The sequence below is a fragment of the Bacillus sp. GW823-FHT06A10 genome (genome assembly GCF_058795375.1).
The window spans coordinates 2,565,459-2,577,987 of the sequence record NZ_JBXAHT010000001.1 but is presented as its reverse complement, the minus strand read 5'-3'; the positions used below and the strand labels follow the sequence as shown (position 1 = coordinate 2,577,987).

10 protein-coding genes and 2 pseudogenes are annotated in these 12,529 nt (G+C 31.8%); 11 read left to right on the top strand and 1 reads right to left on the bottom strand.

Features of this window, described 5'->3' with window-relative positions; translation table 11 throughout:
* The first annotated feature begins 36 nt into the window (after positions 1–36).
* The 7 genes and pseudogenes from AC1Q8M_RS13130 (at position 37) to AC1Q8M_RS13100 (ending at position 6,435) form a co-directional block, all read left to right on the top strand.
* The gene (locus AC1Q8M_RS13130; RefSeq protein ID WP_000987462.1) at positions 37–372 is read left to right on the top strand and encodes an IDEAL domain-containing protein; all 336 of its coding nucleotides are present in this window, start codon (positions 37–39) and stop codon (positions 370–372) included.
* Positions 373–379: 7 nt separating this feature from the next.
* A pseudogene (locus AC1Q8M_RS13125) lies at positions 380–493 on the top strand (DUF3888 domain-containing protein); the annotation flags it as partial.
* Positions 494–1,410: 917 nt separating this feature from the next.
* Positions 1,411–2,730, top strand: a complete 1,320-nt coding sequence (locus AC1Q8M_RS13120; RefSeq protein ID WP_001014190.1) for an aromatic amino acid transport family protein — start codon at positions 1,411–1,413, stop codon at positions 2,728–2,730.
* Between the two features lie 424 nt (positions 2,731–3,154).
* Positions 3,155–3,520: an ArsR/SmtB family transcription factor gene (locus AC1Q8M_RS13115; protein ID WP_098366138.1), complete on the top strand. Its 366-nt coding sequence runs from the start codon at positions 3,155–3,157 to the stop codon at positions 3,518–3,520.
* On the top strand, positions 3,510–3,950 hold the full coding sequence (locus AC1Q8M_RS13110; RefSeq protein ID WP_098855402.1) for a DNA mismatch repair protein: 441 nt from the start codon (positions 3,510–3,512) through the stop codon (positions 3,948–3,950). The genes AC1Q8M_RS13115 and AC1Q8M_RS13110 overlap by 11 nt, the downstream gene beginning before the upstream one ends.
* Before the next feature lie 100 nt (positions 3,951–4,050).
* Entirely contained in the window at positions 4,051–5,814 is a 1,764-nt protein-coding gene (locus AC1Q8M_RS13105) for a SulP family inorganic anion transporter (RefSeq protein ID WP_025117975.1), read from the top strand.
* 279 nt (positions 5,815–6,093) lie between these two features.
* Positions 6,094–6,435, top strand: a complete 342-nt coding sequence (locus tag AC1Q8M_RS13100; protein WP_001133198.1) for a zinc ribbon domain-containing protein YjdM — start codon at positions 6,094–6,096, stop codon at positions 6,433–6,435.
* Positions 6,436–6,788: 353 nt separating this feature from the next.
* Here the strand turns inward: AC1Q8M_RS13100 and AC1Q8M_RS13095 are convergent.
* Positions 6,789–6,923: pseudogene (locus tag AC1Q8M_RS13095) on the bottom strand (VOC family protein); the annotation flags it as partial.
* Positions 6,924–7,405: 482 nt separating this feature from the next.
* On the opposite strand from AC1Q8M_RS13095, the gene AC1Q8M_RS13090 reads away from it, so the two are divergent.
* The 4 genes from AC1Q8M_RS13090 (at position 7,406) to AC1Q8M_RS13075 (ending at position 12,447) form a co-directional block, all read left to right on the top strand.
* The gene (locus AC1Q8M_RS13090) at positions 7,406–7,777 is read left to right on the top strand and encodes a DUF1304 domain-containing protein (protein ID WP_000402471.1); all 372 of its coding nucleotides are present in this window, start codon (positions 7,406–7,408) and stop codon (positions 7,775–7,777) included.
* A gap of 501 nt (positions 7,778–8,278) precedes the next feature.
* A complete protein-coding gene (locus AC1Q8M_RS13085) occupies positions 8,279–8,794 on the top strand; it encodes a heme-degrading domain-containing protein (protein WP_072939160.1) in 516 nt (171 codons plus the stop codon).
* Positions 8,795–9,278: 484 nt separating this feature from the next.
* Positions 9,279–9,878, top strand: a complete 600-nt coding sequence (locus tag AC1Q8M_RS13080; RefSeq protein WP_000158938.1) for a nitroreductase family protein — start codon at positions 9,279–9,281, stop codon at positions 9,876–9,878.
* Between the two features lie 334 nt (positions 9,879–10,212).
* A complete protein-coding gene (locus AC1Q8M_RS13075; protein WP_141532515.1) occupies positions 10,213–12,447 on the top strand; it encodes a putative mucin/carbohydrate-binding domain-containing protein in 2,235 nt (744 codons plus the stop codon).
* The last annotated feature ends 82 nt before the right edge of the window (positions 12,448–12,529 follow it).

The following is a 12,529-nucleotide window of genomic DNA, read 5'->3' as shown; positions in this document are numbered from 1 at the left end:
TTGTCACAAAAAATATTTATAGGAAGGTGAAACGGTATGATGTCAAATAATAATCATGTTTTAAAAGTAGGAGATTGGGTTCGTGGAATATCAAATGAAGGTGAATTAATAGTTGGTTATATTGTATCACTTGATGATGTAGAGGATATAGTTACAGTTAGTATTGTGAAACGTGACGGCCAGTACACAATAAACGAAGCGATTTTACTCTTTAGTAAACACGTTAACAAACTCCCTGAATCAAAGGTAATAAATAAGGAACAAATCCTTTATCTTATAGATCTTGCATTATTAACAGGGGATGAAGAATGGTTTATCGAGCTTTCTTCAAAATTAAACTCGATAAAAGAGCTAGTTAATGAGGGATTTTAAAATTTAAACTTTTGAGGGTGCACACAATCCGCCTTATGGAGAGGACACAATTACTTTTCACATAAAAGGAAATGATGTAAAAACGATTCATTACAAACATAGAGATATTCCTGATAACGATAATTATGTAAATGAGCTGTCCATATGGGGCAGCTTTTTTGTTTTTTACTCAGTGTATCTTTTTAAAATGTATATGAATTCAATATTAATAATATATATCCTAAAATTTGGTTTTTTATTTTGGAATTTTTTTTTTTTACCTACATTAATTATTTATTAGAATATCTTTTATGTTTAAAATGAAATTTTTTGATAAAGGGGATATAAGTATCTTTATAATGAGTAACCTAGAAAAACAATGTATTATTGTATTTTTTTACTAACTAATTCAGCTTTAAGCGATAAAAACAATGGCTACATGCTAACTGTAAAATATTATCCATATAAAATTATTCCACTTTAATATTTCTGAAAATATAAAAATATTAATTTTATAAATATACACGTTATAATGAGGGCGTCGAGAGAAATTTTATTATCTCTGGAGAAAATATAAAAAATGCGATTACTAGTAAGAAAGGTGTGTGATTAGAGGCGAAATGTATGTAATGTGCTTCAGTGGCTTGTGTAAGCAATATCATCAGTGCTACCGAAGTTATGAAGGTAATGTATAGAATTGAGAAAGAAATGCCTCGCAAATGAAGAGAGGCCGGTTTAGCTAAAATTACTGTTAAAAGTAAAAAAGAGAAACCATTAAAGTAATACACTGTTATTAGAAATGTTGCAACGTATTTATGAAGTCTATTCTATATTGTTCTCTTAAGAGGTCTTTATATAAAGAGCGGATATTACGAGTAAACTTTTTTGTGAACGCTAACAATTATATTAGGACGCTAACTAGCGAATGTTTCAATTTGGATTCATTATGATGAAGGACATACAAAGTGGGGCAACTTGTAAGGAATTCATTTTCCGAAAAGGGAATATTTGTTAGGCGTAAAGAGAGATGTAGGAATAGATACAAGGGGGAGTTATTATATGAACGGGAATACTGCAAAGAAAATAGAAGTTCAAGCTGAAAATACCGCACGAAAAAATGAGCAATATGCAGATCCGAAAAAGTGGCATAAGCAGGATACTACATGGGCACTCAGTCTATTTGGAACTGCAATTGGAGCAGGGGTGCTCTTTTTACCGATTAATGCAGGTTCAGGTGGTTTATTATCTTTACTACTAATTACATTACTTGCATATCCAGTTATGTATTACTCACATAGGGCGCTTGCTAAAATGATATACGCTTCTAATTCTGCTGATGAGGGGATCACAGGTACAATTAGAGAGTATTTCGGAAATAAAGCGAGTATCATTTTTAACATCGTATATTTCGGTTCAATTTATACAATCGTACTAATGTATTCGGTTGCGCTTACAAATACTGCAAGTAGTTTTATCGTGCATCAATTGCACATGCCAGAACCTCCAAGGGCTATTTTATCACTTGTATTAGTTCTTGGTCTTATCGCTATACTAAATTTTGGTCAAGATATTACTGTAAAGGTAATGAGTATGTTAGTGTATCCTTTCATAGTTTCTTTACTTTTTATCGCAATATCTTTAATTCCACAGTGGAATACGTCAATGCTTAGTTTTTCAGCTGTTTCAACTGCTTCAACAGGAACAGGCTATTTTGGAACGATATTGATGATTCTACCAATCATCGTATTCTCATTTAATCATTCACCTATGATTTCATCATTTGTTGTGAAACAGAGAGCTACGTATGGAATCGAAGCCACTGATGCTAAATGTGCGCAAATACAAAAGGTTTGTTATATCATGACATTCGCTGTTGTTATGTTCTTCGTTTGGAGTAGTGCATTGAGCTTGACTCCAGATGATATAAAAATGGCAAAAGAACAAAACTTATCAATTCTTTCATATCTTGCTAATGAGCTTAATTCGCCTGTAATCACTATTGCAGCTCCAATTATTGCTTTTGTGGCTATTACAAAGTCTTTCCTTGGCCATTATATCGGAGCATTTGAAGTAATGCGTGACATGATTATTAAGTTCGGTAAATCACGTGGAAAAGATATTGAAGAAAAAACAATTAAGACAGTAATCCTTACTTTCGTTGTATTATCATGCTGGTTTGTTGCTTATACAAATCCAAGTATTCTTGGACTTATTGATTCTCTAAGCGGTCCTTTAGTTGCTGCTATCTTATGTCTATTACCGATGTATGCGATTCAAAAAGTGCCAGTACTAGCTAAATACAAAGGGAAAATGAGCAACGTATTTGTTATTATTGTAGGTGTACTTACAGTTTTAGCAAGTATTAAGTCATTATTCTAATTCACTACTGTTGGTTTTAGTATCAAAATAGTTGGATCTGAGAAAAGAAGGAGCAAGTTTTGAATAGTTTTTTTCAAAACTTGCTCTTAAAATATTCTAATGAATTAATTTTACAAATAAGTTTATTCATATTAGTCATCTAGCGTTTTGGTTATATACTCATCCAATATTATCAAGACCTAAATCGAGAAATTTTAAATATCAAGCGCCTAACGTATTATATATCCCTAATATGTTAGGCGCTTTTATTTTGGATAATAAATTTTGAACCTGAATTTGAATAGTATCTCTATTTGATGCTTATTTAATATTGTAAAATTTGTATTGAAAATTCGAGGTTTTAAAAGTACCATATACATATTCAAACATTTGAAGATGTATATGGTACTTTTGAAAATTGAGGAAAAGTAACGGAGGGATTTCAATGGGAAACGAAATGCAACAATTTAAAGCAGATTTCTTTAAAGCCTTAGCACACCCTTTGCGAATAGGTATCTTAGAATTATTGTCAGAAGGTGAAAAAAGCGTAAACGAAATTCAAGATATTCTAAATAAGGAAGGTTCAGCTGTTTCTCAGCAATTAAGTGTACTACGTTCAAAAAACATTGTTGTTGGTAGAAAAGATGGAAAAAGAGTTTTATATTCTTTACGAGACCCTATTATTGTGGATTTATTGGTGGTTGCACGGAAGATTTTTAACAACCATTTAATCGATACGATTTCAATGTTAGAAGAGCTAGATGGAGCAGAAAGTGAAATGATGGCTAAGGAGGGATGGGTTGAGTATTGAGGTTAAGAAAGAAGATATCATCCAACATGGGATTGAAACATTTCGCTCATTAGGAGCTCATTACGTTTGTGAAGTTTGTATAAAAAGTGGAAATTCTTGTTGTTTTTCATGCCAACATTTACAAGATGGAGTTGGATGTCGAAAAAGAAATACTGCTTGTACAGCTTGGTTATGTGGAATTCAAGGTTTTTTATTTGATCAAATAGGATCACTGGATGAATGGAATCGTTTTTGGAGTGAAATTCCAGGACAAATGTTTCGTAGAGATATTACTCCAGATAAGGTAAGGATTAGATCGTTTATTGATACGAAGAAGCTAGATAGTCGGGCCGGAGAACGTCTAGCAGAAAGATTGAAATCCTATGTACAACAAGGTGGAGATATAGGTGAATTGGAGTGTCATTTAAGTAAAACATATAGTAAATATTAGGATGGTTTTTCTTTTTGTGAAAAGGACAATTTTCTGTATAAGGGACCGAGAAATACATTTGTAATCCAGATCTATTAAAAATAGAAAAGAAGGGTTTGTAATGAGAAAGTTATTTACAGGAAGGTTTGAAGGATATTCATTAGCACATTTTCAAAAGGATCTTCTTTCAGGAATGATTGTTGGAGTTGTTGCGATTCCACTTGCTATGTCTTTTGCTATTGCCTCTGGTGTTAAGCCAGAGTATGGGATTTATACAACCTGTATTGCTGGAATACTCATTTCACTGTTTGGTGGTTCGAAGTATCAAATTGGAGGACCTACAGGTGCTTTTGTTCCGATTCTTTTAGGAGTTGTAATTACCTATGGATACGAAAATTTACTACTCGCGGGTTTGTTAGCTGGAATTATTTTATGTCTTATGGGAATCTTCAAGCTAGGCTCTTTAATTAAGTTTATTCCACGTCCTGTAACAATTGGTTTTACTTCAGGTATTGCTGTTATTATTTTTACGGGACAAATTGCTAGTTTTTTAGGTTTAACAGGTATAAAAAAGCATGAGGAATTTCTAGCGAATTTGAAGGAACTCTTCACTCATATCAATACTACCAATTTTTATAGTGTTATAACTGCTTTGATTTGCTTTTTTGTTATACTCATAACACCAAAGATTTTACCAAAAGTGCCTGGTTCATTAGTAGGTGTTGTTATTTCAACTGTAATTGCAACTGTATTTTTCTCAGGTTATGTACCTACTATTGGTACAGCATATGGTACGATTCCAAATACACTTCCTCAGTTTGATATACCAGAAATCACATTAGAACGTATAAAGCAGTTAATTGGTCCTGCATTTGTTATTGCGATGCTCGGTGGAATTGAATCACTTTTATCCGCTGTCGTGGCAGATGGTATGACAAATAGTAAACACAACAGTAACAAAGAGCTTATCGGTCAGGGGATTGCCAATATTGTTACCCCGTTATTTGGCGGAATTCCGGCAACTGGAGCGATTGCACGTACAGCAACTAATATTAAGAGTGGAGCTGTATCTCCGATGGCGGGTGTTATTCACGGAGGATTTGTGTTATTTACACTTCTACTGTTAGCGCCATATGCTTCACATATTCCACTTGCTAGTATGGCCCCGATTTTAATGGTGGTAGCTTGGAATATGAGCGAGCAGAAACATTTTTATCACATACTTAAAATGAAGACGGGAGATTCTCTTGTATTATTGGTAACATTTTTACTTACTGTATTTACTAGTTTAACAACAGCTGTAGAGATTGGTCTTATATTAGCTATTATTTTGTTTACAAAACGTATGAGTAATATGCTTGTCATATCAAAAGTGCTTCCTGATCATACAAAAAGAAATGAAAAATTGCTACCACATGTGGTAAATAAAGCTCATGATTGCCCACAAATTAGCATTTATACAATAGAAGGGCCATTATTTTTTGGGGCTGCTCAAACATTTGAACAAAATATTTTAGCGACTATTCATTATAAACCTAATGTTTTAATTTTACGTATGGGAAAAGTTCCTTTTATTGATACCACAGGAGAGTCTTACTTTAGGAATATTGTTCAGCACTTCAAAAAACAAGGTGGCGTACTTCTTATTTCTGGAATTCAATCAGAGCTAAAAGCCAATCTAGATAAGAATGGATTGTACGCTGAGATTGGGGAAGAAAACTTTTTTAATCATACCGGAGAAGCAATTAATTGTGCTTTAGGACATCTGAATACAAAAAAATGTATAGGGTGTAAGCATTTTGCTTTTCATGAATGTACAGGGCTTTCTCAGCAATCTCAGGAAATCAATACAATAAAGAATAAAGAAAATGCATTAGATTTTTAAAAATTTCACTTCACATACAAAGTTTGTTTGAGTTAATCTACTTTTTTAATCATTTTATTAAAAAAGTAGAGAAGAAGAAAGTTTGCTTTGGAGAATTTGGAGAAGATTTTTTACAAGGTGTGAACAAGTAGTTTTTTTATACATTCAACAAATAAGTATCAAACAGCAAGAAGAGAATATTTTCCCTACATTTAAACGAAAAACGAAAAACGGAAAACGGAAATTAAAAATAATATTTATTTAATAGAATAAACGAAAACGAGTGGAGGAAATAAAAATATGCCTAATTTACCAAATTGTCCAAAATGTAATTCAGAATACACTTACGAAGATGGGAATCTTTTTGTTTGTCCAGAATGTGCTCATGAGTGGACTTTAGAATTAGAAGCTGAAAATAGTGAAGATACAAAGGTAATTAAAGATGCAAATGGAAATATTTTAAACGATGGTGATTCTGTAACAGTAATTAAAGATCTTAAAGTAAAAGGAACTTCATCAGTTGTAAAAATTGGTACAAAAGTAAAGAGTATCCGATTAGTTGATGGAGATCATGATATTGATTGTAAAATTGATGGTTTTGGAGCTATGAAATTAAAATCTGAATTCGTTAAAAAGGTATAAATACAAATTTTGTTACATCAAAATTAGTTTGAAGTTAATGAATATACACTGTTTTTCAGCTGTACCCCGTGCCCGACAACTTAAGAATTTCGAATTACCCCGAAATGATAAAATGAACTTTTTGGTTATGATTCAGCAGATTTTTTTTGAGTACCATGAAATTTTAGCTTGCTAGCGATATAGTACTGCCGAAATATTTGAAATAGCTATAAGACTATTCTTTCGATGGTATGATGAAAGATGTGGAAAAGGAATAGGAATAGGTCTCAATCAGACCTCAATATTAATCTTCACCATTAGCAACAAAAAACCACCTCTCATAAAGGTGGTTTTTCAGTATTAATATATTTTAATTAATCACGTCTAAATGGACCTTTTGGAGCAATAAGCTCTAAATTAGTACCATCTGAATCGGGGAAGTAGGCAACTCCTGTACCAAATCCAGTTTTCTAGCCGTCTTCTTGAAAGATAATTGGTTCGTCATCTGGGTGCTATCCTATGCCCATCAAGCTAACAAAATGGATTGCCTCTGAAACAAAAAATGATTTTTATTACTATAAAAAACGTAAAGTATCTGTTTTTAGAAAAAATTAATTTTTATAAATTGATGGAGATATAACTCAATTCTTTTATATATGTAGTTAAATATGATTGTCAGAATGAACTTAAAGTAATTATGATTTCTAGAAATACGAACTGATGTTTTGAATTGGTTTAAAGTTGCTGGAACAAAATAAAACCAATTGAGCAAAAAAACTTGCAAAAATAAAAAGAGAGATGTATATTAATTGATGTATCAATAATTGATATATCAATTAATATTTTAACAAGAAAGAAAAGGAATATTTTATGAAGGAAATGTTCGTAAATATCAGTGGAGAAGAACGCAAAATACTTATTCATGTTCTATTACAGATGCAAAAAAATGTAGAGAATATTAAAGAATAGAGAGTGTAGGGGGCAGAATAGTGTGGAAATAATCGCAGCTATTTTAGTCGGGATCGTAGCATTAGAACATTTGTTTATCATGATCCTTGAAATGTTTTTTATTGATTCAAAAGTAGCGAAACGTGCTTTCAAATTACCGAAGCATTTAGAAGGAGATCGAAACGTAGCCATTATGTTTGCAAACCAAGGTTTATATAATGGATTTTTAGCGGCTGGTCTCATTTGGGGACTTGTACTTGGGCTCAATCCAATTGGTTATATGGTCCAATTATTTTTCGTGATTTGTGTGGTGATAGCAGCTATTTTCGGAGGTTTCACATCTAATAAATCAATTATTGTGAAACAAGGACTTCCAGCTGTTTTAGCATTGGTTGCCCTTTTATGTATAATATAGAATCAAAGTTTTTCAATAAAAGAACTCATTTTTGAAAAGAATACGCTATTCTTTCTTTAGAATTATAGGAAAGGATGGCGTTTTTGTATGTCTATTTCTATATGTAGTGAATTATAACTATTCTCTCAAGGGACTCAACTGCTTTTCAGCTTTTGGATATATTTTCATCCATCTTTGTTTCCTCCTATTGTTGGATAGTGTAATAATTGATAAAAATTTTGATGAAATTGGATTATAACGATTGATCAAAAAAGTTAGTGATTAAAAATATTATTCTTTAGTACATACATTTTTAAGATGTTAAATATATTTCATAATAGTCTCTGTAAGATAGGGATAAGTAGAATAGTACTTTTTATAACTTTGAATGTCATTCATAATAGCACCAGTAAGAAGAAAACAAGCTTTACGGTACTACTAGTTACCAAAGATGTTACAGTAGTTTATTTAGAATCAGATTGATTGAAAGGTTGTACTATATGGCCTAATAATTTCGAAAAAATGTCGGTGTGGCATAAAATAATTATGGAGGTTAAAGATATGAGTACTTCAAATTTGCATGAAATAAGTAAACAAATTTTAAAAGAGGAGGAAACACTTCAATTTTCCTCTTTTACAAATGAAGATGCCTTGCAACTAGGTTTATTTATCGTTGAAACAGCAAAGCGAGAGGGGAAATTGATTGCTGTTGATATAACGAAAAATGGTGTGCAATTATTTCATTTCAAGATGACAGGGACAAATGAGGAAAATACGAAATGGATTGAGCGTAAAAAACGAGTCGTTTCCCTGCATGATCGTAGCTCGTATTATATGCAGATACAAAGTGAAATAACTGGGGTCTCCTATAATGAAAAATATCTTTTAGATACTTCAGAATACGCTGCGTTTGGTGGATGTTTTCCTATCAGAATAAAAAACGTAGGGGTTATTGGAATGATAACAGTTTCAGGATTACCACCAGAAGAAGATCACGAATTGGTAATAAGGGCAGTTAAAAATCATTTGAAGCAATAGTAAAAATAAATGTGATGGTTAAGTAAAAGCCAAGAATGAACATATTATTGTTCGTTTTTGGCTTTTTATTATTTTTTCTTATAGTCGGCTAAGAGGGTTCTTTTACAGGTAGTACTTAATTTTGCAATGTTCTTTAAATTGCATCGTTTTGTTCGAGTGAGCGAAATTGCTGTAATTGAAGATGCTCTAAATTAATGTGAAATTTGGTGATTAAAGTAGCTACATTTCATATTTGTGTAAATATGAAACAAGCAGGATACATGAATAGAGAATGGGTAAAATAGTACCGAAGGATGATTAGATTTTATGAATGATGTTATAAGGCTTTTTTTAGGAAAACTGAAGGAAGCAGTGTGTTTAGATTTAGAATGACTGGCAATGGGTGCTAGGAAGTTCAATGATTCAAAAATGAACTCATTTAAACGCATACTATCTTCGAGATGTATCATTTTGAAGAATATTAAAACTTAGGAGGAACGGAATTATGACAAAAGATTTCTATACTGCACTGAAAGAAAGACGTACTTACTATGGGATTAATAAAGAGGTACAAGTATCGGATGAAAAAATTAAAGAAATCGTGGAGTTTGCTGTGAAATATACTCCATCCGCTTTCAATTCTCAAACTGCACGATTAGTTGTATTATTTGGTGAAGCTCATGATAAATTATGGGATATTACCACTGAAACATTAAGAAAAGTAGTTGGAGATGGAGATTTTTCAGGAACGCAACAAAAAATGGATTCTTTTAAAGCTGGTTATGGAACAGTATTATTCTTTGAAGATGAGGCTATCGTTAAATCGCTTCAAGAAAAGTTTGCTGCATATGCTGAAAACTTCCCAATTTGGTCACACCAAGCATCAGGTATGCACCAATTAGTCGTGTGGACAGGTTTAGAAGCAGAGGGATTAGGGGCATCATTACAACATTATAATCCATTAATTGACGATGAGGTAAAACAAGAATGGAATGTCCCTGCTAATTGGAAACTAATTGCACAAATGCCATTTGGTAATCCAACAGCTGCACCAGGTGAAAAAGAATTCCAACCACTTGAAGAGCGTGTGAAATTTCATAAATAATAAACATTATTCATAAGGAATGAGTAAAAAGATTCTAGTTATGAATTCAATCACAAGTGTAACGATATATATATTAAAAAAACACGAAGACATTTAAGTCTTCGTGTTTTTTTAATTCATTTTTGAAAGTGATAAAGGAGTATAGGCAAAGATATTTTATTGTCGAACGTTAAATATTTGTATATGTAAAATTACATATATCTAATGATTGATAATCATGAATTAATGTAACTATAATAATTACACTGGGAAATAACTTATGGACTACAGTTTTAAGTAACGAAGGAGGAATTTGTTTTATTGTATTTTGTATATAAAAAATAGAAAAGGAGATATGCAAATGAAAAGATTACTTGTTATAGGCATAATGTATACAATGTTTTTCCTTATAGGAAATATACACTTACATGCTGATGAACGAACAAATGTAAAAGAAATTACTAGTTTAGAAGAGCCTACTTGGATATTTCAGGCGGGCATAAGTAAGGGGAAATATCACGATCGACAAGATTTAGGGTTTATTTTGCAGAGAAATACACCATTAAAGGTAAGACAAACGAATCCTAATTTTAAAGACAAATTAACATTACGTTTATTGTCTAATGACTCAAAAAATGAAAAATCCATACAAGTAGGAAATGAATGGGTTACTATCCAAGGTGATACGTCTTTAGTTCCTTTCATAGATACTCCGTATGGTGAAGAGCACGCTGTACTTGAGTACCAAGTAGGGAATGAAAGTGCTACTAAACCCCTTCCCATTTATAAACAACAAGGAAGTGTATCTCAATTTTTTAGTACATGGGATCAATTTGATGGAGAGTATGCGTTACTTCAAGGGGAGAGTTTTCAATTATTTGTACCTAAAAAAGATAAAGAGTTAGTAAGATCTTTAAAAGATTTTCAATCATTGGATGAGTTAATTGTGTATTATGAAGATATTTTTGTGATGTATGATTCAATTATTGGTTTAGATGGCTCAACGTTTGAAAATAAAAAAAGTCAAAATCGTTATTTCTTAAAAGCAGATATATCTGGTGCTGGCGGTGCCTATTATGGCACAAATTGGACAGCGAATAGTACAGATAGTACAAAGATGTGGTTAGATAAACTAAGTTGGGGAACTTTACATGAAATCGCTCATGGATACCAAGCTGGTTTTGATAATCAAGGAATATTTACAGGAGAAGTTTCTAATAATCTATTTGGTGTTCAATATCAATATAGTAAATACGGCAAAAAAGCAGATCAAGTTGGTTGGTTGTTTAATTTCGGGAAAAAGAAACAGGTAGAACGGAATTTATATAATGCTTTAATGAAAGAAAATAAAAATTATGATGATTTAGATTTACGACAAAAACTTATTCTTTTAACAATGGCGAAACAAAAAGCTGGCGATGAAGCATTTGCAAAAATGTATCAAGGTTATCGAAAACTAGCTAGCAATGCTGCTTTCAAAAAAGGTGACCATTCTTTACCAGATTTAATGAATCAGTATTATAGTGAGAATGGACAAGTTGATTTTACACCTGTTTTTGAAAGGTGGGGCTTTAAGCTTAATCACAAACAAATAGAGATGAATAGGGCGAAAGGTTTTCCGGCTGTTACTTCTTTAGCTTATATAGTGCCTGAATCACAATTAGCGAAAGCAAGAGCTATAGTTGATCCTGATATTCCGATAAACTCCAACTTCGAAATAGTTACGAATCAGCAAATTGCTCCACTTGGGCTAAAAGGGAATTTGCATATCCATTTAAATACAAATGAAATAGATACATTAAAAGGAGGAAAAATTAAATTAAAAGAAGGGAATACAGTTATTCAAGAGAAAATAATTGAAACAACAGATATCAATTTACAAGACGTACCAAATGGAGTGTATACGGTTGAAATTTCAGGTGGGAAAACGAATAGTATGTACCATTTCAGTTCGTATTATGCCTATGTAAAAGAAAAAGATAATAGTCTAAAGATTGATATTAACGAAATGAAAGTGAGTAAGTTGGTAAATGAAACGATTCAATTCCTAGGATTAGGAGATGACCAGTTTGCCGTATTAAATACAGACTTAGAGCAAAATCGAGCTATTTTTACGGTTACTACTAAAACGCCTCATAGCTATTATGCAGGTGAAAAATATGCATCGATAGAGGTCTTTAATGAAAAAGGTGAAAAAATTTATACGAAGGAAATGGAAGGAACAAATGTAACAATTGTAAAAGATATCATTCCACTAAAAGAGGGATATAGAATTAAAATCTATCATGATGAAATAAAAAAACGATTAACTAGTAAAGCTACTATTATTAATCCTATGAATAAAACGAATGAATTTATAATGACAAAATGGGGATTGAAAAATACTTATTTGAAAAATAATCCAGAAGAAAATCTTATGCAAAGAATTGATGAAGAAATGGAAGCAATTATAAATAATCCGGTTTTAAAAAAGATACCAATGCAAAAATTAGAAATGAAAAAGAATGTGTGGATGGCAATAAATATGTTATCAGAACCACAAAAAATAACGTATATGGATAAATATAAAGATAGCTTATATAATGAGTAATTTTTGAGAAATGAAATGAATCTAAAAGTAACGACGCAATCTATCTATATTATGAGGAATCACAATTCATAAACAGTAGATA

Coding starts and splice junctions, on each gene's coding strand:
- AC1Q8M_RS13080 (WP_000158938.1), top strand. CDS start 9,279: ATGACAAAAGATTTCTATACTGCACTGAAAGAAAGACGTACTTACTAT.
- AC1Q8M_RS13120 (WP_001014190.1), top strand. CDS start 1,411: ATGAACGGGAATACTGCAAAGAAAATAGAAGTTCAAGCTGAAAATACC.
- AC1Q8M_RS13075 (WP_141532515.1), top strand. CDS start 10,213: ATGCAAATGAAAAGATTACTTGTTATAGGCATAATGTATACAATGTTT.
- AC1Q8M_RS13085 (WP_072939160.1), top strand. CDS start 8,279: ATGTCGGTGTGGCATAAAATAATTATGGAGGTTAAAGATATGAGTACT.
- AC1Q8M_RS13100 (WP_001133198.1), top strand. CDS start 6,094: ATGCCTAATTTACCAAATTGTCCAAAATGTAATTCAGAATACACTTAC.
- AC1Q8M_RS13115 (WP_098366138.1), top strand. CDS start 3,155: ATGGGAAACGAAATGCAACAATTTAAAGCAGATTTCTTTAAAGCCTTA.
- AC1Q8M_RS13130 (WP_000987462.1), top strand. CDS start 37: ATGATGTCAAATAATAATCATGTTTTAAAAGTAGGAGATTGGGTTCGT.
- AC1Q8M_RS13105 (WP_025117975.1), top strand. CDS start 4,051: ATGAGAAAGTTATTTACAGGAAGGTTTGAAGGATATTCATTAGCACAT.